A 21,482-nucleotide genomic window follows, 5' to 3' on the forward strand; every position below is an offset into this window, starting at 1 on the left:
TTGATTACCCCTTATAGTTGAAAAGTCAAAGCCGCTCATTAAGCGGCTTTTTTTATAACTGTTTAATTTTTTCTAATAGCTTATCGGTTGTCCAATCAATATCGTTATAGGCAATATCGGGTTTATAATAATCGCCCTTTCCTCTTGCTCTATTCACATACACTTTATTAGGCACTATCACTTTACCTAAACCTGAGGGTAACTCAGCTAATCGAACATCCATATACAGTGAGTCAGCACTGCTTGGCGCGCCAAATAACTGAATGTTTGAAAACTGCTTAAATACATCAATGGCGTCAAGACAGGCACTTGCACACTGTGGCGGTACAATAACAACAACCGGTGTTTTGAAGTCACTTACTGGTATCGTACTTTCGCTTAGGTTTGATTTATTTTGCAGCTCTTCAATGTAAAATGGCTTATTATTTTCAAGTGACTGCGCCATACCTGCTGCTATTTCTTTAATCAGTTCATGAACTTCAGGTTGATCTTTTACCACGTCAATTAACGATTTTACATAGTTAGTATTGTCTTTCGACGCTCTCCACCAAACCCGGCTATTTTGTGAGTAGCTATCCATTTTTTGTTCAACAATTTGCTCACCCCACAACGCTTTTGCAAGCGTTAAGCTCCAATACGACGAGCCACCTTGGTTATGACGAAGATCTAAAACCACCGTTTTTGCACTGAGTAACTTGGAACGTTGACTCGTCACCTTCTTATAAAGGTTATTGTAATCTTTAGTTTGCTTATCGTTATTTGCAAAACTAGGCATAGCAATCCACGCAGTGTTTTGTGCAGGCCAAGTTAAATCGGTTGCAAGCTCATCCCCATTATAGGCGTGTGTTAAATGCTTAGTTACGCTCTGTGGCTGAACAGACCAATCAAGGGTTTTACTGTAGGATTGTCCATTGGCTTTAACAAATTGACATTCTTTTAGAGGTGTTAAAAATGGGTTGCCCTCATCAATTAGTAACCGCCAACCTTGCTGCCACCAATGCCCAGGCTGTGTAACCTGTCCATGAAACTTAAACACTCTTTGTCGCATTAACGTCTCTGTACTTTGCCCATCGCAACCAGTTATCACGTCTCCTTTATTTATATTATCTGTTTCACTGTAATACACTTTTAGTGCATCACCCCGCCAAACTGCACGAAAACCAGGCCAGCGACGAGCAGGTCGTTCAACACGTGAAAACACACCAGCATGACCATCTTGTAGCACAGTACTAAAACGCGCTATTGCCGCAACATGAACCTGTGGCCCGCTCGCTTTAGCAGACAGTGCAAGTGCTTCTGCTTTTGCTTGCTTTAATAGCTCAGGAAAGACTGGATTGTTAAGATCAAACATACCGGGATGGTTTTTTGCCGAAATACTGTAAGCAGCTTCAATATCACGATCAGTAACACTGCGCCATTGCTCTGGTGTTTGAGGAGTAACTGCTAATTCTGCCATGCTCAAGGTAGGCGTAATTAATAAAGCACTCAATAAAGTACGGCTAACTATTTTTGTTTTTATGTTCATGAAAATCCATTTTAGCTTAGGTTATATAATTACTGTAAACTCATCTGGTGGAACTAAAAATATCTTAAATCCAATAAGTATCAGCAAATTTTTTTACAGCAATAACTTAGCAACAATAAAAGCAGCTAACAATGAGTAAAATGTAAAATGAACTGGCTTTAAATTAAGAGCAACAGCTTACTTAGCGGTTTGTTCAATTTTGATTTGCAGTAGTGTTATGCGGGCGTTGAGTTTTCTAAAGGTATACTGTGAATAGAAAAAAGTTTAAAAAGAAAGCAGCAAAACCTGAACAAGCAAGCCCTATCAATGGGCTGAAATAAAACATTAACAACAAAACAATAACAGCCATCGCTATCGTAAGTCCCAAATAATGAGATGCACTAAATAACTTTCGGTTATTTTTTTCAAGCTGAACTATGTGAGAATCTATATCCATTAAAAATCTCCTTTTAACAAACCAACGTTAACTATCTTGAGCTTTAGGTAGCTACATAAGCAGCATCTAAAGAAGTCCATTCATTCCACTGCGCCTTTGTTAATCGATATAACTGTACGGCACGACCATGAAATTCATGATTGCTATAATCTGTAAAGCCAATTTTCTTTGCTACTCTCAATGACGCAATATGCTCAGGTTCAATAATAACAACAACGGATTGATGAGTAGTTTGCGTAAACACATACTTTAAAACACCTTTAGCCGCTTCGCATGCTAACCCTTTATTCCAAAAATCGACCGCTAATCGATATCCTAAATTAGGCTCTTCGTTACCCGCGATACTTTGTGGGGAAATACCACAAAATCCAATCAGTAAATCGCTGCTTTTATCTATTAATGCCCATGGCCCCAAACCATATGAATCGTAACATTGTATACACCACTTTATAAACTCACCAGTTGCAGCTTCATCGCACACACCACGAATTGAGTATTTCATCACTTTATCGTCACTAAGAATTTCACTTAATGCCGGCACATCATCAATTGAAAACTGCCGAATAAGCAATCTTTGGGTTTCACAAATTTTCACTCAAACCTTCTTGTAATTACAGCTAAAAACTTTCAAAAAAACCAAGTAATTAAGGTAGGTCTCTCAGTTATTTAGTTCTTTTTATGTTTTGAATGCCACATAAAGTATCCAAATAATATGCCTACTAAAGGAAATATTATTAAAGATGAAATGATTCCATCAAAAAAATCTTGCTCACCTGTAAGGTGCATGATTAATTGAAATAAAATAGCTGTAGGAATTCCCCAGCCTAAAGGACCTCTTAGTAAAATAAAACGGAATTTAGTGTGGTTTATATTCATGAGCCTTCCTTGATTTATAAGCCCAAATAATGAGCTAAAATCAACACAATGCTGATGTATTTCTTAGATTGACAAGCCTAACGTTTAAACAAATGATAGGCACTAGTGATTGTTTTAAATTAATGCTATTGAAAAAACACTTAACCAACTTAATTGAATACCATAAGAGATACGTTGATAGGTACCAGGTTTACTTTGTAGTTTTATTGCTTTAGCCATAGCAAACAGATAATAAACTGTAGCGATAACAGAAACAATTGAAAAAACACGAAAGTATAAAGGAGTAATTTCTGTGGTTGGACTAATAGCTATTAATATTGGTGCTACAACCAGCGAAAGTAGCATAATAAAACCAGCCCAAGAATGTACCTTGCAGCTAAAAGTTGGATGTTTAGTAAATGGGTCAGCATCCATAGGAAAATAACCCGCAACCCAGGTACCAATACCATGCACTATAACTAACCAACCAGCAATATTAACCAATATAGAAACATTAGCCAATTGCGCCAAATACCAGCCAAAAAAGCAAAATAGAAAACCTAAAGGATAATTATTAATTAGCGGCGACAGTTTTTCAGTTGGGCTTCCTGTTGCACCTAATTCACTACAAAATTGTTTAGAATGGCTGTAACCTTTATAAAACCGACTTGCTACATAAACACCAATGAATATCCATAATGTGGCTATTAACCCTGAATAAATCGCAATCGTTTCAAACATCACCATAATCCTTTTTGTGATTAATTCACTAAAGCCTTTTTAAACACAGAGGAGAAAATGAGCCGGCTTCGAGTGACGAGCTGTGAGCTTGTACAAACAACCCTGAGCTAGAACCTTTAATCTACTTTTTCAACCCAGCGCCTTATTACCCTCTTTGTGCATGATTCACTGAGGTTTTATTTCGCTTCATTAATAAATCATTTCTTTATTATTATAATTAACCACTAATCAAATGCTATCAGTATTAGTTTTAAAAAAAACAAAGCGCTACAACAATGCAGCGCTTTCATTACTTATAGGTTGTTTGTTTAAACTAAAACGCGTTATTAAAAGAAGCCAAGGGGATCTTCGCTGTAACTTACTAATAAGTTTTTAGTTTGTTGGTAATGATCGAGCGCGAGTTTGTGCGTTTCGCGGCCTATACCAGACTTTTTATAACCGCCAAACGCAGCGTGTGCTGGGTACATATGGTAACAGTTGGTCCATACGCGACCGGCTTCTATTTTGCGACCAAAGTGATAAGCGCGGTTCATATTACGGCTCCATACACCTGCGCCTAAACCAAATTCTGAGCTATTAGCCAATTCGAGCGCTTCGGCTTCGTCTTTAAAGGTCGACATTGAAATAACGGGGCCAAAAATTTCTTCTTGGAACACGCGCATATCGTTAGTGCCTTTTAATAAAGTAGGTTGAATGTAATAGCCACCATTTAGCTCATCGCTAAGTTGCTCAACATGACCGCCACTGAGTACTTCAGCACCTTCTTGTTTGCCAATATCAATATAACTTAAAATTTTATCAAACTGTGCTTTAGAGGCTTGCGCACCTACCATGGTTTCGCTGTCTAGTGGGTTACCGCGTTTAATTTGCTTGGTACGTTTTAAAATGCGCTCTATAAATTGCTCATAAATATCTTCTTGGATAAACAAGCGAGATGGGCAAGTACATACTTCACCTTGGTTAAAGTAGGCAAGAATAGCGCCCTCAATTGCTTTGTCTAGGTATGAGTCGTCTTTTTCCATAACATCGCTAAAGAAAATATTAGGTGATTTTCCCCCAAGCTCTACCGTTGAAGGAATAATATTTTCAGCCGCACATTTTAAAATATGTGAGCCTACAGGGGTTGAGCCTGTAAAGGCAATTTTAGCTATACGCGTATTAGTTGCCAGTGCTTCACCAGCTTCTTTACCAAAACCATTTACTACGTTTAGCACGCCGCCAGGCAGTAAATCACCAATAATTTCCATTAACACTAATATTGATGCGGGTGTTTGCTCAGCAGGTTTAAGTACCACACAGTTACCTGCTGCAAGTGCCGGCGCTAGCTTCCATGCAGCCATTAAAATTGGAAAGTTCCACGGAATAATTTGCCCTACAACACCTAATGGTTCATGAAAATGATACGCCACCGTGGTTTCGTCTATTTCACCAATACTGCCATCTTGAGCACGCAAGCAACCGGCAAAGTAACGAAAGTGGTCCGCAGCAAGTGGAATATCCGCGGCGAGGGTTTCGCGAATGGCTTTACCGTTATCCCATGTTTCGGCCACTGCAAGTAGCTCTAGATTTTGTTCAATGCGATCAGCAATTTTTAATAAAATATTACTGCGCTCGGTAACTGAGGTTGTGCCCCACTGCGTTTTTACGGCATGCGCTTTATCAAGCGCCAAATTAATATCGTCTTTGTCAGAGCGGGGAATTTTACAAAACACTTTGCCATTTACAGGGCTAATATTCTCAAAGTATTGGCCATTAACGGGTTCAACCCACTCGCCGCCAATATAGTTACCATACTGCTGTTTAAATGTGATGAGTGCGTCTGCTGTGCCTGGATTTGCGTAAATCATATGTGTGTTCTCTTGTTGTTGTTAGCTAAAAGTCTAAGCCGAAATACCAGCAACTTGTTAGAGTAATGTAGCTAGTTGCTTTATATTTAATCGGTATTGATTGACATTAGACTATTAAGCGCTTAAAAACTTGATTAGCAGTCCAAAAAAATTGTCTGTGAGTCCAAACGATTTAATCATTAAAAAGGCTGATTATGTATTCGTCACAGTTAAATAAAAAACGCCAACAACTTGATGTACTTATTGAAAACAAAGTGAGCTTTGCTGCCGACAACAGCGAACTGAGTATTTATGATACTTATAAAAGTGCGCAAAAAGTGGCGCTGCATTCAAACGAATTACTGTTTTGTGCCATGCTTAGTGGCAAGAAAATTATGCATGTTGAGAATAGTCATTATCATAAAGCGTTTTTACCCCACGAATCGTTTGTATTAGCGCCCGAGCAAGGGGTGCTGATTGATTTTCCACAGGCAACTCTCAACTCACCTACCACCTGTTTAGCGATTGAAATCAGCACCGATAAAATAACCAATGTGGCTAATGCGCTTAATATGCAGCAAAACTTTGCTAGTGATACCTTATTTGAATACAGCCCTAATTTAGTGCATACCCAACATAATGCGCAAACTCAGCAGTTATTAGAGCGAATGGTGCATTTATTTAGTGAGCAAGGCGCCGAGCGACACTACTTAATTGATTTATCGTTAAACGAATTGATCACCCGTTTACTGCAACAACAAAGCCGCGATTTATTAATGGCCAACTGCGATAAACTGCGCCTAAAAAGTAACGTGAGTGATGCACTGCAATACATTGAAGAGCATTTAAGCGACACACTCGACATAGACACATTATGCAAAATAACTTGTATGAGTCGTAGTAAGTTTTACCAGCAATTTAAACTCGCTTTTGGCACCAGCCCTGCGCTTTGGCAGCAACAACTTAGGCTTAAAAAAGCCCGCACGCTTTTATTAGAAGGCCAAGCTATAAGTAAAGTGTGCTACGACCTTGGTTTTAATAGCGCCAGTCATTTTAGCCGTTTATTTAAGCAAACCTTTGGGATTGCACCTAAACAGTGTCGGCATTAACTCAATGCAACAGTTTTTGTTATATTAAACAGCCTAATATGTTAATTTACTAATTTCCTGCTAAGTAGTAATGAGTCGCTGATGAGTAAACCCACCCGCTGGACATTAAAAAGTATCGCCAAAGAGTTAGGTGTGTCTAATGCTACGGTATCAAATGCGTTTAATCGCCCTGATCAACTCTCGGCTAAACGACGCGAAGCCATACTTAAAGCTTGCAAAGAGCTCGGTTATTATGGCCCTAATAAAGCGGCGCAATCTTTGCGAAGTGGCACATTTAATATTGTTGCTTTAGTGCTGCCAGATAGCGTGGAATATATGGTGTCAGACCCTGTCGCCAGTAGCTTTATGCGTGGTGTAACCTCAGTGCTTGAAAAAAACGGCATTAATGTTTTATTGTTTTCAGGCAATAGCGACAATCTCAATAACGTTGTTGATTTTGTTGATGGCTTTATTTGTTATGGTCGCCCGCGAAATAAAACACTGGTAGAGCAACTAAAAACAGTACAAAAACATGTGGTTACTGTGGATTTTGATATTGCCCGCAACGCATCAATTAACATAAACAACGAACAAGCCAGTTACGAAATAGCCAAACATGTTTTGCACAGTGCAACTGATAACGTGGCAATATTGGGCTTGAGATTACTCGATGAAAATGTATTGTGCCGAGTTTACGAACATCATGAGTTTGAAACGGGTCAATCTATTTCTCACCAACGCTTACGAGGTTATCAGCGTGCGTTAAATGAAGCGAATGTAACGGTAGCCGACGACCGCATTTGGAATATTCCTGAAAGTAGCGAGCGTTTTGCCAGCATAGCTGCAAAAGAAGTATTAAACGCCTCACCACGCCCTGATGTGATTATATGTATGAGTGATTTAATCGCCCTCGCCACCATGCGAGAAGCAATAAAACAAGGGATAAAAATAGGGAATGAGCTACGTATTGTTGGATTTGATGGCATAGAAGAAGCAGCCCGTTTTGTGCCTCGCCTTACGACTATTCATCAAAATAGCCAAGAAAAAGGTGTAATAGCTGCTAACTTATTTATTTCTAAAGAAGAAAAACAACACGAAGTAGGTTACGCACTCGATATTGGTGCAAGTAGCTGAGCGCTGTTAGTAGCGCAGATAAAAAAGCCAAGCTTAAGTTGCTTGGCTTTTTGGTTTTCAACAAATAAAGCTATTTAAACTAATAAACTTTGTAAGTTTAAAGTGGTTTCTTGAGCACCATTAACCTGTGTAATAAGTGCGGTACGACTTGTAAAATCAATACTCAAAGAAATTGACTGTTGTTCAAGCTTCCACATTAAACAACATACACTTGCGCCACCTTGAGCAGTAAATTCACCAGCAAATGCAGGGTGTTCATTACGTATTTTAATTAACGCTATTAATCCTTTTACTACCGGCTTATTTAGCGCTTCATCTATTTTAGCGGCATCTAAATAAGGGCGATTAATATCACGACCAACGTTCGTGCTCGCCAGAAGCTCCATATCATTTTTGCAAGCAAAAAAACCACCGTAATATACTTGTGGTACACCCGGTGCAAAAAATTGAATGGCGCGAGATAATAAGTAATCAAAATCATTTGCGCCCAATGCATCGTAATACGTACAGTTAACTTGATAGAGGTCGACGTTACTTGCAGCTGCACCTGTTGCTTTACGGCTCTGGTTATTGCTGTTGGCATGCATAGTTTCTACTAAATTATCTATTTGAGATGCGTTTAACAGCCCTGGCTTATCGCCCATTGGACCCGCGTCAATAATGCCAATGCCATCATGGGTGTCTAGTACAGTTAAACAATTACGTGGTGAAATTTGTAACCACTTAAGCAGTGCGTCTACGTCATTATTAAATAAGCTGTGTAAAATAAGCGGGGGTAAAGCAAAGTCGTATACCATGTTTACGCGCTTAGCCACGTCAACTTGAGTTTGATAATGACTATGAATTTCAGCAATGGTTTCCATGCCTAAATCATTTGCCTGCTTTGAGAGTTTATCTAAATAGGCAAATGTTTCATCAAGCATAAAACAGTTAGTACCTGCTTGCTTAATGGCATAACCCGCTGCATCTAAACGAATAATGTTTACGTTGTTAGCAGAAAATTTAGTAAGTACGTTATTTAAATAGGCAATGCCTGCTTCTACTTTTACATTTATATCAATTTGGTTGTCGGTAAAGGTGGTCCAAAAATCATACGTTTGACCATCACCGCATTTCATTGGTGTAAAACAGCTTCCAGGCCGTGGACGGTAAATGGCTTGTTGTTCTTGGTTGCTCATCCCATTAGGGAATACGTCTTCTTTGGTTAAAAATAAATCCCAAAATTCAGAGGCTTTGCCTTTGGCCAGCACATCCTGAAATTGAAACGATTGCGCCGATACATGGTTCACTATTAAATCGGCCATTAAATCATGGTCTTTTCCAAGTGCTTGAATATCTGACCAAGTTCCTATTCGGGCATCAACTTCACTGTGATCAATTGGGTCAAAACCTGCATCGCTACCATCTATTGGGTTATAAAATGGTAATAAGTGTACCCCTGCAAAAACGTCTTTAAGTGGACCCTTTAGAAGTGCTGTTAATGCGTTTATATCTTTACCGGTGATTCGATCAGCATATGTGATCAATTGAACTTTATTCTTCATCATGTGTGATTACCAAGTTGAAACTTAATCGATTAAGATATATCTTTAACTAGCAAGTGAGAATTTACAAGTAATTTTTAAATATTTTACATACAAATATCGTGGCTCGATTAATACTACAATAAGTTACTGACAACTTAATGTGTGTTACCAAGCATTTAACGAGGAAAAGCAAATGACAAAATCACACACACACGTAAGCAGCGATCCGTTGCAACAAATTCGTTGGCTCACATACATGATGTTTTTTATGTTTGCCATGACCTCTGACGCCGTTGGCATGATCATTCCCGAACTCATAAGCGATTTTGGATTAAGTATGACCCAAGCCAGTGCGTTTCATTATGCGCCTATGGCCATGATTGCAATAAGTGGATTATTTCTAGGCTTTTTAGCCGATAGCCTTGGCCGTAAAAAAACGATTATGCTTGGTTTATTAATATTCTCTGCAAGTTGTTTTTTGTTTGCGATTAGCAGCAGCTTTATATTTTTTGTTTTTTTACTGTGCTGTATTGGCCTCGCCATTGGTTTATTTAAAACCGGTGCATTGGCACTTTTAGGTGATATTTCTAATAGCAACGAAGAGCACACCAAAACCATGAATAAAGTAGAAGGCTTTTTTGGCATTGGAGCCATTGTTGGCCCTGCTTTAGTTGGCGTGCTGCTGGTTCAAAATGTAAGTTGGACTTACCTTTACATCATTGCTGGCATTATGTGTTTAATTTTGGCATTGCTTGCTTGGCGTGCCGATTACCCTGCTGTGGTAAAAAGTACAGATAAGCCAGCCTCACTAAAAACGACTATAAAAATGGTTAAAAATCCTTATGCACTGGGTTTTTCACTTGCAATTGCTTTATATGTTGCCACCGAAGTCGCCATATACGTGTGGATGCCTACTCTGCTAAAAGATTACACTGGCTCATGGCCGCTGCTGGCCACTTACGCACTTACAATCTTTTTTGTGTTACGTGCTGCAGGGCGTTTTATTGCGGTATGGTTACTGAATAGGTTTAGTTGGCAAGGAGTTATGGCTTACTTAAGCTTTGGCATTGCGCTGTGTTACGTTGGCACTCTTTATGGCGGCGTTGATTGGGCTGTGGCTTTATTACCTCTCTCAGGTTTATTTATGTCGATGGTCTACCCTACTTTAAACTCTAAGGGAATATCGTGTTTTCCTGTGCATCAACACGGTGCAGTAGCCGGCGTTATATTATTTTTTACCGCACTGTCAGCCGCCTTAGCACCTTTATTTATGGGTATGATCAGCGATTACTTTGGACACGTACGCTACGGTTTTTATTTAGCTACGGGTTTTGCAGTCATATTATTTTTGGCTATGCTATTTAATTATATTCGTGACCCATCAGCAGCAGCATTAGAGCAAAGTAACTTAGTCGCTGAGTAAACAAACAACTTTTAATGCTATAAAAACATTATAAAAATCAATGTTTGAGTAAAAAAACAGCAAATAATTAACAAAATAATTTGCTTATTGTAAAAACTTTGTTATTTTTACTTAATCGATTAAGTAAAAATAACAACTTCCCTTTGGGTTTAAAACGAGGCGTTCACATGACAACACACAACACACCTTTATATTTGATCAGTGCTTTAGCGCTCGCCGTTAGCCAAGGCGTTAATGCACAACAACAAGAGCAAAATACACAAGCGCAAGCCAACAAAGGACTCGAAACAATTGTTGTTACCGGTGTCCCCCGCCGTACAACGATAATGGCGTCAAGTTCTTCTGTAAGCAGTGTGTCGCTTGAGCAAGTTGAGGTGTCTACGCCTCGCTCTACCGCTGAGGCATTTAGAATTATTCCTGGGGTTCGCTCAGAATCAACCGGCGGTGAAGGTAATGCCAACATTGCAGTACGTGGTTTACCGGTTGCCTCTGGTGGTGCTAAATTTTTACAGCTCCAAGAAGATGGCTTACCTGTTTTACAATATGGCGATATTGCATTTGGTAACGCTGACATTTTTATGCGCTTAGATAACACAGTGCAAACCATTGAATCTATTCGCGGTGGTTCAGCCTCTACCGCAGCCAGCAATGCACCGGGTGGCATAATTAATTTCATTTCAAAAAATGGCGAAAACGAATCGGGCAGCGTATCAACTACACTTGGCCTAGATTACGATACTATTCGAACTGACTTTGAATATGGCACATATTTAAATGACACTGTACGCTTTCATGTTGGTGGTTTTGTACGTCAAGGTGAAGGCCCACGTGAAACAGGTTACACATCAAATAAAGGTGGGCAAATTAAAGCCAACCTGACCAAAGATTTTGAAAATGGATACGTGCGTCTTTATTACAAACATTTAGATGATAAAAGTGTTGGCTACTTACCTATGCCAATGTATGCAAATGGTGACTCAATTCCTGGGTTTGACGCACAATCAGATACCCCGCATTCGGCATTATTTACTAAAACAGTGCGCTTAAACGGCGAAAATCAAATAAGCAACGGCGATATTCGCGATGGTATGAATCCGCAAGTTGACTCAATTGGTTTTGAGGCTGTATTTGATTTAGACAACGATTGGCGTATTGAAAATCGTTTTCGTAAATCATCTGTAAGCGGTAATTTTAATTCATTGATCCCAGCTGAAGTTGGTGATGCATCAGCTATAGCGCAAAGTATTGGTGGTGTGGGTGCAACGCTTAGTAATGCGACCACAGGTGCTGCATTTAACGATGATTTAGCCATGCGTATTCATACGTTTGACGTAACCATGAATGACTTTGACTCAATTGTTAACGACTTCAAACTGACTAAATCGCTAAGCGATGATACTAGCGTTACTTTTGGCTATTATGCGTCAACCCAAAATATTGCCATGTCGTGGTTATGGAATTCCTACCTAATGGAGCTCAAAGGTGATAACGCTGCGCTGTTAAATGTAACAGCCGCCGATGGGACTGAATTCTCTGAAAATGGCTTATACGCTTATGGCACGCCTTTTTGGGGTAACTGTTGCCAACGTGATTACGACACAGAATACGACACTCGTGCACCCTATGTTGCATTTTCAACTAAGGTGGGTGACGTAAGTATTGATGCTAGTGCCCGTTATGACAGCGGTGAAGCACGTGGTAACTATGCAGGCGCGGTTACCTCAACCGTTGATATGAATCGCGACGGTGTGATTTCTGTTCCTGAACAAAATGTTGCAGGTATTGACCTTGCAAATGCCAGCCCTGTTAATTACGACTGGGATTACGCATCATATTCAATTGGTGCCAATTACCAAATTGACTCAAGCCTTGCAACGTTTGCACGATTGAGTAAAGGCGGTCGCGCCAATGCTGACCGACTTTTATTTGGTAAAGTTCGCGCCGATGGCTCAGTAGCCGATGAAGATGCCGTTGATGAAGTAAACCAGTATGAGTTTGGTATTAAAAAGCGCTTTGATTCACTGTCAGTTTTTGCCACGGCATTTTATGCACAAACTGAAGAGCAAAACTTTGAAGCGACATCACAAACCTTTTTTGACCGCGAATATGAAGCAAAAGGGATTGAGGTTGAATCAACCTACTTTATTGATGCATGGGATTTTCGTGGTAATTTAACGTGGACAGACGCTGAAATTGCAAAAGATGCACTTACCCCTGAAGTGGTTGGTAATACGCCTCGTCGCCAAGCTGATTTAATTTACTCATTAATGGCACGTTACACTTATGAAAAAGGCTCTGCAGGCCTAAGCTTTATTGGTACTACCGATGCCTATGCTCAAGATAATAACGATCTTAAGTTTGATGGTTACACTCAAGTAAATGGCTTTGTAAGCTACGATTTATCAGAAAATCTTAATATTGCGTTAAACGTAAATAACCTATTCGATACGGTAGGTATTACTGAAGCAGAAGAAGGCTCAATACCTGATAACAACATTATACGCGCACGTGCTATTAATGGCCGTACAACGTCATTGACGTTTAAATACGCGTTTAACTAACCAATTTTAGTGTAACAATTGCTGAAGCTATGTTTGTTCAGCGATTGTTACACTAGTTTTAATAATTCTCCCTTGAATTTTGACCTAGCCATGCTAGGTTTTTTAGGATTTACACTATGACCAAATTACTTAGCCTTGGTGAACTGCTTATTGATATGCTGCCTCAAGACTCTCAAAACAGTGCTTATTTGCCCATTCCAGGAGGTGCTCCAGCTAATGTGGCAGTAGGTTACGCAAAGCTCGGCGGCAAAGCTGCGTTTTGTGGCGGTATGGGAGATGATTATTTTGCTAAACAATTAACTAATGCGCTTGAGCAATATAATGTAGATACTGAGTATTTATTTACCATAGAAGGCGCGCAAACAGCTATGGTTATTGTCAGCCTAGATGAAAGCGGCGAACGCAGCTTTAACTTTTATCGTCATCAAACAGCCGATTTACTGTTAACGAATGAGCATTTAAAGCTTATTAATTGGGATAAATTGAGTACCCTACACTTTTGTTCAAACACCTTAACCAATACAGCTATAGCAAAAACCACTGTGTGTGCTTTAAAGCAGGCTAAAAACAACCACAAACTCGTTAGCTTTGATGTAAATTTACGCTACAGTTTATGGCAAAATAGCAATGACATTGAGCAAAACGTGCATGCATGCTACGCGTATTGCGATATTGTTAAGCTCTCACGTGATGAGTTAAATTTTTTAGCAACGCAACGCCAACAATCAGCTGATGCCTACTTACAATCACTGCTTGAATTAGGCGTCACGCTGGTGTTTTTAACCGATGGTCCGGCACCAGCGACTGTTTACCATAACGCTTTTACCCTCAGTGAATCAGCTCCAACAATTACCGCTGTAGATACCACCAGCGCCGGTGATGCTTTTATTGCTGGCGTACTGTACTACTTAAACCACAGCGATAATGCAGTGCCACTTACTGATAAGCTAAATGATGAGTCAATAGTAAAAAAAGCGCTTCACTTTGGTCTTCGCTGTGGCTCAAAAGCTTGCTTAGCTAAAGGCGCTTTTCCTGCGCTTCCCACGCAGCAAACACTTTCGCAATAAACCAAGATACTTACAAAAAAGGCCACTGTTGGCCTTTTTTATTAAGCGTCATACATTATTGGTTTTTAACCACTCTAGAGCGGTAGTGGCATTTTCAAAGTATTGTATTTCACCCGACATAAACCAACTGCCTAACTTAGCTATGGTTGATTGCCACTCTTTATTGCCGTAAATCGCTATTTTTTTAAACTCTTTGTTGTGCTTTAAGCCAAGTTTTAAATCGTCCCAAGCAGCACGAAGCTCCCAACCATCTAACTCGGTGCCATCTATTAATACATTAACAATAGGATGTTTAACTTCGCCTAACGCTGAATCGATCATCGGTGTGATCACTTCATAGTCTTTGTGAGTTAAGGTACCAATTGCCTTAAGTGTTAAGAAAAACTCACTGCCTGAGCGCTCAATACCAATCGACAAACCATGTGTTAAATTAACCATAACTCAACCCTTGAATGAAAAGAGCTTAAATTATAGGCAATAGTTAAAAGCTTTTATTTGAAGCAGATCAAAAAAGTCACTTAATGCAGATTTATTTTTTGAGCTAATTATGTTTTTTTAACCGATTAACTTGGTTTTTTACATCGTTTAAATAGCCGGTTTTTATCCATACTCTTGCGCCATTGTTACCCGCGGTGGCGTTTATTTGGCTATTAACAGGAACTCTAAGCCAGCTGTGTTTTTCAAGTGTGTCGTTATGTTCTTGTAAAGTGCCATCCAAAACCAACAACTCAGCGCCACCACTCACCGTGAGCGTTAAAGATTGATTAGCATTAAACTGTACAATACTCACTGTTTCATACGTATCTTGATATAACAAAATGACATTTAGGTCATTAAACTCGGGGGTTTTCTGCCCTTGCATCTGCTGTGTGTGAATACACACGTGCTGGCGATCTTCTGGCTGAAACTGCCATAGTTTTACAAAAATAATACAACCGTCTTTTGAGCCAGGAGTATGCTTTGATTGTGGAGGATTACGAATATAGGTACCTTTTGGAAAGTCACCATGCTCATCTTGAAATATCCCATCAAGTACTAAAAACTCTTCACCGCCGGTATGTGTATGTGGGCTAAAGTGGCTGTTTGGCGCATAACGTACAATGCTAGTGGCACGAGCAACCTCGTCGCCCACTCTGTCAAGTGGACGTCTATCAACACCCGGCATGGGCGAAGCTATCCACTCAAGTGACTCACTATGCACCACCACACGTTGACTAAAGTCAGCAGCAATTTTCATATTTGACTCCAAATTATTAATTTATAACTAAACGCCAATACTTGACTAAGGTTTTTTTGCCAAAAATGCCTCACTGCAGTATTCCCCATTTAATAAATCGACAGCAACAAACTTTCTTTATCAGTCGGCTTTTTTTCAGCAAGTGCAATACGAGCCTGCAATGGGTTTGGGTAATTTTCTACGTCATAAATTTTCATAATGCTCTCTTATATTTTTCACGACAACTTTGGTTTATATTGGCAAACAAAAACTACCTACTGATAGGTAATTTATAGCAAGCGCTAAATGTTTGCAAACTAAAAACAAAAGAGCTTGAAAATAACTACCTACTGGTTGATAATTTTTTCAGATAACAGCAAGGAAATATCAAAATGAGTAAAAAAGCAGCCCTGCTACAAGCCGCAGAAAATAAAGTGCGACTGGGTGGTTATAGCAACTTTAGCTTTAGAGAACTTGCTACTGAGATTGGTATAAAAAGTGCCAGTGTGCATTATCACTTTCCAACGAAAGCTGATTTAGGCGCTGAACTCGCGCATCAATACACCGATGCCTTTATTGCAGTACTTGGCGATCCGAATGTACATAAAGCAAACGGTAAAAATCCCATCGATATTTACACTCAGTTATTTAGAAATGCGCTCGTGATAGACAAAAAGATGTGTTTATGTGGCTTACTCGGTGCAGAAAGCGACAGCCTACCCGATAAAGTGCGGGTTGAAGTTCAGCGGTTTTTTAATAAAAACTTAGCCTGGTTAACTCAAGCACATCAAATAAATGGAGAGCTTAATCCTGCTCGGGCGGCAATACAAACAGTCAGCTTATTAGAAGGGGCAATGATTATTAGTAAAACCCTAGATGATATCAGCTACTTCGAACAAGCGACTTTTTAGCGGTAGATAGTCAACATAAGTGGTTGGTGATAGAAAGTTGATAAATCTATTAACTAAATTACTACTTGTTCAAGCATAAAAAAGCGAGCTTAAATAAAGCTCGCTTTTTGCATTAATAACTATGTAGTTTTAAGCTGGACGCACTTTATGTTTTGAATGCACAAAAGCCAATACAATAAAGCCTACAACAGCAACCGCTGCACCAATTGGTTTACCTAAATCACTTGATAAGTTTAATCCTATTGCCGCAGTCATTATGTATGACAAGGTCACAGCTGAAGCAATTACAGCAGGTATACTAGCAATCCAGTGGAATGTACCACGGTCAAATAAATACTTAGTAGCAAGCCATAAAACACTGGTAGAAAGCAGCATATTTGAAAACGCGAAGTAGCGCCAAATAACTGAGAAGTCGAGCTTAGTCATAAAGTAAGCAATGGTTAAAATTGGCAATGCTAACAACAAACGATTACGTAAACTTTGCGGAATACTAAACGCATCCACCATTGTTAGGCGCAGTGAGCGGAACGCCGTATCACCTGAAGTGATAGGGAAAACAGCAACAGCAATAATAGCCATAATACCACCAAATACACCTAAGTAGCTGTTTGCAATATGGTTAACCACTAAGCCTGGACCGCCTAAATCAAGCATCGATTTTAAACCCGCATAACCTTCTGGGAAGGCAGCAATACCAGCAAGCGCCCAAACACAACCTACAATACCTTCGCACATCATCGCGCCATAATAAACCGGGCGTACATATTTTTCGTTAGTTAAACAACGGGCAATAATAGGTGCTTGCGTTGAGTGAAAACCACTAATAGCACCACAAGTAATGGTGATAAATAGCAACGGCCAAGTAGGCAGTCCATCAGGATTTGGGGCTAAAAAGTCGTGGGCATGATCGGCTTCAAAATACGCTAAAAAGTCGCCAGCTACTGGTAAATGGGGTGCGTTGATTAACAGTGAGACTGCAATAGCAACTGTCATTACAATCATTAACAAGCCAAAAATAGGGTAAAACTTAGTGATGATTTTATCGATTGGTAATAACGTGGCTAAAAAGTAGTAAGCTAAAATAGCGAGAACCCAAAATGTATTACTAGCAAAAATGGTGCCTTCAAATGCATCTAAGTTACTCAATAATCCTGCAGGGCTCATAATAAACACTACACCAACAAAGAATAACAACATAGCAGTAAATATAAGCATAAAGCCTTTAAATACTACGTTGTAATAATGGCCTGCAATTTCAGGTAAACTTTTACCGTCTTCTTTAATACTCATTACGCCAGAGAAAAAGTCGTGTACAGCTCCACCTAAAACGTTACCAAGTACAATCCAAACCAGCGCTACTGGGCCATACAAGGCGCCAAGTATGGGACCAAATATGGGGCCTACTCCTGCAATATTCAAAAACTGAATTAAAAATGCACGAACAGGGTGAATAGCAACATAGTCAACACCTTCGCTAAAACGCTTCTGTGGTGTGTCTACTGTCGAGTCCATACCCGCTTGTTTTTCAACAAACGGGCTATAAAACTTATAGCCTAATATTAAAATAGTCAGGCAAATAAAAAAGATGATCATAAAGCACGCTTCTCTTTTTGTATGTGTGTATAGGGCACAGTATTGCAGCCCAAAATTTAAAATAACAATTGAACGTAGCATATGAAAAACCACGCAACAATGAGACGTTTGGCTAATGCGCTTACAAAATGAAATTTATTCGAAAAAATAAAACTAAGTAAAAGCTTAAGTTACTCATAAAAACAGCATTAAAAAACGTTAAAAGTACTTATATTGCGACTAAAATCTATACGCCAATTTGCAATAATAGCTACACCTGAGTGATTAATTAGCCTACGATAAACATTATTACTACTTTAAATTTACTGCCTTTGCCCTACATGGCTTTGCCCTACATGGCTTTGCCAAAAAACAAGGATACCCTCAATGACACCGTTTACTACGCCCGATTTATACGATGAACATCGCGACCATGTGCAAGTTGCTGACAGTGGCTTGCAACACTTTGGTAATAAAACTCACTTTTATGGTCAAGTAGTGACCGTCACCTGCCCTGACGACAACTCATTTGCTGGTAACATACTGCATGAAAACGGTGAGGGAAAAGTATTGATTGTTGATGGTTTTGCCAGTAAACGTTTTGCCTTTATTGGCGATATGATTGCAGAGCGCGCACTAAAAAATGGCTGGCAGGGCATAATTATTAATGGTTGCTGTCGCGATATTGAAATTCTTGCCACACTTGATTTACCTGTAATGGCGCTAGGCGCAACACCGCGCTGCACCACTAAGCGCGGTTTAGGTGCTAAAGATCACCCGGTTAATATGTTAAACACCACAATTAATACCGGTGATTGGGTATATGCTGATGTAAACGGCTTAATAATTAGCTCTAAAGCGTTGTTTTAATCCCTCGTAATAGTCGTTAACAAAAAAAGCAGCTCGAAAGCTGCTTTTGTAATTTACATGATTTTTTAAAACCCAAATTCTCAGGTTAAAATTAAAGTGCTAACCATACATCGGTTGAGCCAGGTTCGTTCCCTTGAGTCCACCATTTAGCTTGGTACTTATTACCTTGATAAGAAACTTCATCACCACTGTTATAAATAGCCGTTGGCTGCCAAACTGCGACACCCGTACCATCTGTAGGTTGTGTTGTTGCTTCCCATGCACCACCTAAATCAGGACGCTCGCCTTGAGTCCACCACTTTGCTTTATATTCAACGCCGTTATAAGTAACGACATCACCACCAACGTATGCAACACTCGCATCCCAGCTTCCTGTAGGTGGATTTGTAGTATCAACGTTTATAACTGTTACGCTAAAGCTTTGCGTTGTGGTTAATGCGCCATCACTGACTGCAACAGACACTGTGAAGTCTGTATCGGTATCTACAGCGCCAGCCTCAATAGTTACATTTGCATCACTGCCCACTAATGTTAAGCCTGCTGGTACTGTCCACGTATACGAAAGGGCGTCGTTTTGAGCATCATTAGCCACTACAGCTACACTTGCTGATACGCCCTCTTCAACGCTGACATTAGCGATAGCATCAACGCTCGGTGCTGTGTTTTCGCCTCCTGATGTTGGCGCAATAACATTAACAACAACATCACGATTAACAGTTGCTTGACCATCTGATACCGCAACAGTTGCCACATACTGTGTATCTGCAGTCACTGTTGGCGCTGTAATGACTAATGATGCACTATTTTGTCCAGATACCACCAGTGCGCTATCAGCATTCCAGCTAAAGCTAAGTGGATCGTTATCTGCATCAGTTGCAGAAGCTGTTACTGTAATACTCTCGCCTGAATTAACAGACACTGATGAAGACACAGAAACAACTGGCTTTTTATTTGTTGGCGGAGCAACTACTCCTCCTAAACCATCATGCATAGCATTAAGAATATCACCATTATCCGCATCTATTTCCCATGCAAATAAACCACCTAAATTATACTGATTAACATACGCTCCCTTCGCCAGTACTGACTTACGGCTATCATAAGTAATTAGTTTACCGGTTGCACGATTCCATACATAAGCGGCTTGCGCTTGCTCATCATAACCCACTTCAAAACCATTAATACCGGTGCCCGCCGCACCAATCATATTTGCTTTAACGCCTTTGTAATCAATAACCCCATCTTCCCATACGCCTTGTGCCGTAGAGCCTTTTAACGGGCCATTACCAGGGGCAGTCATTGGGTTACCATCAATCGCTGCATTTTGCGGGTAAACACCTTCCCAACCACGGCCATACATAGCTGTGCCGACGACGATTTTTTTCGATGCTACATTTTGCGCAAGTAACAGCTGCACTGCATTATCGGTGGTATAAGCAGGGCCTTTACGAGGCTCACCATTATCATCAAGCCCGGTACCATTACATTGACCAACACTCATATGTTCGCCACAGTAAAGTGCTGTTTGGTGTCCGGTTACGTTACTCCATGCACCATAAAAGTCATAGGTCATGGCAAAAATGTAATCCATATACTGGCTAGCTGCTTGGTAGTCTACATCTTCAATTTTATCGTAACCTGCACCAATGGCTGAGGTTAACTCGTAAGTACGACCTGTTTCTGCTTCTAGTTTATCAAGCATAGCGCGTAGCTCTTGCATTAGCGCCACATAGGCTGGGCCATCGTTGATTGGATCGCCAATGTCTGGGTTGGGGCCGTCACCACCTGGGAATTCCCAGTCAATATCTACACCATCATAGAATTTCCATGTTCTTAAAAATTCTTCCATTGAGGCAACAAAGATGTCGCGGTTAGCTTTATTGGTAAAGCCACCGAATGGGTCTGATAACGTCCAACCACCTACAGATGGTAAAATTTTAATATCTGGGTAACGCTGTTTAAGCGCCATTAGCTGAGAGTAAGTACCACGGATAGGATCTTTTGCATCAACCCCTGGCAGTGCTTTTTGTACTGCTGCCCATGGGTCGTGAATAACCACTTCGTAATCTGCAGAGCCGGCACAAGCGGTTTCAAGTGCACGTTTAGGACCACCCGATAACGATGCGTTTTCACCACAAATTGGAATAAAGCCATACAAAATATGGCTCAGATTTTGTGCTGGCATATTCGTTACATCATAATCACGGCCATAAATTCCCCACTCCACAAAGTAAGCGCCTGTAACTAAACCTTGTTTGATACCAATGTCACGGTTATTTGGGTCAACATCCATGGGTAATGGTGCTAGGTGTCCGCCGTCGGTGTCAGCAATTACAATTGGTTTGCCTGCACTGCGAGCACACGTTGTGCCACCTTCACATAGCTCAACATACATTGTATGGCGGCCCGCTTTATCATAAGGGAATGTGATAGTGCCACTTTTAGAACCAGCAGCAAGCGTGCCCTCATTGACTAGCATGTCATCAAAATAGACTTTGTAGCTATCGCCACCATCACCACTCCATGCACTCCACTGAATGTTGATATTAACTTGTTCAACACGGGTAACTAGCTGCTTATAAGAGCCGTTTCCCTCAAGATCTACCTCAACAAACGAATATTGCTGTGGTTCCCAATTAATGCTTGGTGTTGAAGGCGCAGCAGATGCTGTATTTGCAAATAAAGCAACACCGATGGCTGCACTTAGTTGTTTGATATTCATAGGTCTCTC

The 21,482-nt window shown here is 40.2% G+C and carries 18 protein-coding genes and 1 pseudogene; 7 read left to right on the forward strand and 12 right to left on the reverse strand.

Annotated elements, in window-relative coordinates:
* Positions 1 to 52: 52 nt before the first annotated feature.
* The 6 genes from AN392_RS00450 to AN392_RS00475 form a co-directional block, all read right to left on the reverse strand.
* Positions 53 to 1,525: a S41 family peptidase gene (locus AN392_RS00450; RefSeq protein WP_055011489.1), complete on the reverse strand. Its 1,473-nt coding sequence runs from the start codon at positions 1,523 to 1,525 to the stop codon at positions 53 to 55.
* A gap of 235 nt (positions 1,526 to 1,760) precedes the next feature.
* Complete coding sequence (locus tag AN392_RS18610) at positions 1,761 to 1,961, reverse strand: hypothetical protein (RefSeq protein WP_055011490.1); 201 nt, start codon at positions 1,959 to 1,961, stop codon at positions 1,761 to 1,763.
* A gap of 43 nt (positions 1,962 to 2,004) precedes the next feature.
* Positions 2,005 to 2,556, reverse strand: a complete 552-nt coding sequence (locus AN392_RS00460; protein WP_055011491.1) for a GNAT family N-acetyltransferase — start codon at positions 2,554 to 2,556, stop codon at positions 2,005 to 2,007.
* Between the two features lie 71 nt (positions 2,557 to 2,627).
* Positions 2,628 to 2,837, reverse strand: coding sequence for a hypothetical protein (locus AN392_RS00465; protein WP_055011492.1), 210 nt, complete (start codon positions 2,835 to 2,837; stop codon positions 2,628 to 2,630).
* A 114-nt stretch (positions 2,838 to 2,951) separates the two neighbouring features.
* On the reverse strand, positions 2,952 to 3,557 hold the full coding sequence (locus AN392_RS00470) for a DUF998 domain-containing protein (protein ID WP_055011493.1): 606 nt from the start codon (positions 3,555 to 3,557) through the stop codon (positions 2,952 to 2,954).
* A gap of 326 nt (positions 3,558 to 3,883) precedes the next feature.
* Positions 3,884 to 5,404: an aldehyde dehydrogenase family protein gene (locus tag AN392_RS00475; RefSeq protein ID WP_055011494.1), complete on the reverse strand. Its 1,521-nt coding sequence runs from the start codon at positions 5,402 to 5,404 to the stop codon at positions 3,884 to 3,886.
* A gap of 194 nt (positions 5,405 to 5,598) precedes the next feature.
* Between AN392_RS00475 and AN392_RS00480 the strand changes: the two genes are divergently transcribed.
* Entirely contained in the window at positions 5,599 to 6,492 is an 894-nt protein-coding gene (locus AN392_RS00480; protein ID WP_010389287.1) for an AraC family transcriptional regulator, read from the forward strand.
* Positions 6,493 to 6,573: 81 nt separating this feature from the next.
* On the forward strand, positions 6,574 to 7,605 hold the full coding sequence (locus AN392_RS00485; protein WP_055011495.1) for a LacI family DNA-binding transcriptional regulator: 1,032 nt from the start codon (positions 6,574 to 6,576) through the stop codon (positions 7,603 to 7,605).
* 74 nt (positions 7,606 to 7,679) lie between these two features.
* On the opposite strand, the gene gtfA is transcribed toward AN392_RS00485, so the two are convergent.
* Complete coding sequence (gtfA, locus tag AN392_RS00490; protein WP_055011496.1) at positions 7,680 to 9,152, reverse strand: sucrose phosphorylase; 1,473 nt, start codon at positions 9,150 to 9,152, stop codon at positions 7,680 to 7,682.
* A gap of 172 nt (positions 9,153 to 9,324) precedes the next feature.
* Here gtfA and AN392_RS00495 point away from each other — a divergent pair, with 172 nt between their 5' ends.
* From AN392_RS00495 to AN392_RS00505, 3 genes are all read left to right on the forward strand, one after another.
* A complete protein-coding gene (locus AN392_RS00495; protein WP_055011497.1) occupies positions 9,325 to 10,554 on the forward strand; it encodes a sugar MFS transporter in 1,230 nt (409 codons plus the stop codon).
* A gap of 167 nt (positions 10,555 to 10,721) precedes the next feature.
* Entirely contained in the window at positions 10,722 to 13,115 is a 2,394-nt protein-coding gene (locus AN392_RS00500; protein WP_055011498.1) for a TonB-dependent receptor, read from the forward strand.
* A 116-nt stretch (positions 13,116 to 13,231) separates the two neighbouring features.
* Positions 13,232 to 14,182 (forward strand): carbohydrate kinase, encoded by a 951-nt coding sequence (locus tag AN392_RS00505; protein WP_055011499.1) that lies wholly within the window; start codon positions 13,232 to 13,234, stop codon positions 14,180 to 14,182.
* A gap of 48 nt (positions 14,183 to 14,230) precedes the next feature.
* Here the strand turns inward: AN392_RS00505 and AN392_RS00510 are convergent, their stop codons facing one another.
* The 3 genes and pseudogenes from AN392_RS00510 to AN392_RS18370 form a co-directional block, all read right to left on the reverse strand.
* A complete protein-coding gene (locus AN392_RS00510) occupies positions 14,231 to 14,620 on the reverse strand; it encodes an STAS/SEC14 domain-containing protein (protein ID WP_008468679.1) in 390 nt (129 codons plus the stop codon).
* Between the two features lie 103 nt (positions 14,621 to 14,723).
* Entirely contained in the window at positions 14,724 to 15,419 is a 696-nt protein-coding gene (locus tag AN392_RS00515; protein ID WP_010389303.1) for a cupin domain-containing protein, read from the reverse strand.
* A gap of 48 nt (positions 15,420 to 15,467) precedes the next feature.
* Positions 15,468 to 15,616 (reverse strand): annotated as a pseudogene (locus AN392_RS18370) (glutathione S-transferase); the annotation flags it as partial.
* A gap of 174 nt (positions 15,617 to 15,790) precedes the next feature.
* Between AN392_RS18370 and AN392_RS00520 the strand changes: the two are divergent.
* Entirely contained in the window at positions 15,791 to 16,309 is a 519-nt protein-coding gene (locus AN392_RS00520) for a TetR/AcrR family transcriptional regulator (RefSeq protein WP_010389306.1), read from the forward strand.
* A gap of 129 nt (positions 16,310 to 16,438) precedes the next feature.
* Here AN392_RS00520 and AN392_RS00525 read toward each other — a convergent pair whose 3' ends face one another.
* A complete protein-coding gene (locus AN392_RS00525; protein ID WP_055011610.1) occupies positions 16,439 to 17,902 on the reverse strand; it encodes a carbon starvation protein A in 1,464 nt (487 codons plus the stop codon).
* Positions 17,903 to 18,268: 366 nt separating this feature from the next.
* Between AN392_RS00525 and AN392_RS00530 the strand changes: the two genes are divergently transcribed.
* Positions 18,269 to 18,751 (forward strand): putative 4-hydroxy-4-methyl-2-oxoglutarate aldolase, encoded by a 483-nt coding sequence (locus tag AN392_RS00530; RefSeq protein ID WP_010389309.1) that lies wholly within the window; start codon positions 18,269 to 18,271, stop codon positions 18,749 to 18,751.
* A 91-nt stretch (positions 18,752 to 18,842) separates the two neighbouring features.
* On the opposite strand, the gene AN392_RS00535 is transcribed toward AN392_RS00530, so the two are convergent.
* Positions 18,843 to 21,473, reverse strand: coding sequence for a glycosyl hydrolase family 18 protein (locus AN392_RS00535; RefSeq protein WP_055011500.1), 2,631 nt, complete (start codon positions 21,471 to 21,473; stop codon positions 18,843 to 18,845).
* Between the last annotated feature and the right edge of the window lie 9 nt (positions 21,474 to 21,482).

Origin of the sequence: Pseudoalteromonas sp. P1-16-1b (assembly GCF_001401785.1) — a bacterium.
Taxonomy (GTDB): Bacteria; Pseudomonadota; Gammaproteobacteria; order Enterobacterales; family Alteromonadaceae; genus Pseudoalteromonas; species Pseudoalteromonas undina.

Excerpts from the sequence above, each read along its gene's own strand:
- AN392_RS00470 (WP_055011493.1), bottom strand. The coding sequence starts at position 3,557 with ATGTTTGAAACGATTGCGATTTATTCAGGGTTAATAGCCACATTATGG.
- AN392_RS00500 (WP_055011498.1), top strand. The coding sequence starts at position 10,722 with ATGACAACACACAACACACCTTTATATTTGATCAGTGCTTTAGCGCTC.
- AN392_RS18610 (WP_055011490.1), bottom strand. The coding sequence starts at position 1,961 with ATGGATATAGATTCTCACATAGTTCAGCTTGAAAAAAATAACCGAAAG.
- AN392_RS00510 (WP_008468679.1), bottom strand. The coding sequence starts at position 14,620 with ATGGTTAATTTAACACATGGTTTGTCGATTGGTATTGAGCGCTCAGGC.
- AN392_RS00485 (WP_055011495.1), top strand. The coding sequence starts at position 6,574 with ATGAGTAAACCCACCCGCTGGACATTAAAAAGTATCGCCAAAGAGTTA.
- AN392_RS00535 (WP_055011500.1), bottom strand. The coding sequence starts at position 21,473 with ATGAATATCAAACAACTAAGTGCAGCCATCGGTGTTGCTTTATTTGCA.
- AN392_RS00525 (WP_055011610.1), bottom strand. The coding sequence starts at position 17,902 with ATGATCATCTTTTTTATTTGCCTGACTATTTTAATATTAGGCTATAAG.
- AN392_RS00495 (WP_055011497.1), top strand. The coding sequence starts at position 9,325 with ATGACAAAATCACACACACACGTAAGCAGCGATCCGTTGCAACAAATT.
- AN392_RS00530 (WP_010389309.1), top strand. The coding sequence starts at position 18,269 with ATGACACCGTTTACTACGCCCGATTTATACGATGAACATCGCGACCAT.
- gtfA (WP_055011496.1), bottom strand. The coding sequence starts at position 9,152 with ATGATGAAGAATAAAGTTCAATTGATCACATATGCTGATCGAATCACC.
- AN392_RS00505 (WP_055011499.1), top strand. The coding sequence starts at position 13,232 with ATGACCAAATTACTTAGCCTTGGTGAACTGCTTATTGATATGCTGCCT.
- AN392_RS00475 (WP_055011494.1), bottom strand. The coding sequence starts at position 5,404 with ATGATTTACGCAAATCCAGGCACAGCAGACGCACTCATCACATTTAAA.
- AN392_RS00450 (WP_055011489.1), bottom strand. The coding sequence starts at position 1,525 with ATGAACATAAAAACAAAAATAGTTAGCCGTACTTTATTGAGTGCTTTA.
- AN392_RS00465 (WP_055011492.1), bottom strand. The coding sequence starts at position 2,837 with ATGAATATAAACCACACTAAATTCCGTTTTATTTTACTAAGAGGTCCT.
- AN392_RS00515 (WP_010389303.1), bottom strand. The coding sequence starts at position 15,419 with ATGAAAATTGCTGCTGACTTTAGTCAACGTGTGGTGGTGCATAGTGAG.
- AN392_RS00520 (WP_010389306.1), top strand. The coding sequence starts at position 15,791 with ATGAGTAAAAAAGCAGCCCTGCTACAAGCCGCAGAAAATAAAGTGCGA.
- AN392_RS00480 (WP_010389287.1), top strand. The coding sequence starts at position 5,599 with ATGTATTCGTCACAGTTAAATAAAAAACGCCAACAACTTGATGTACTT.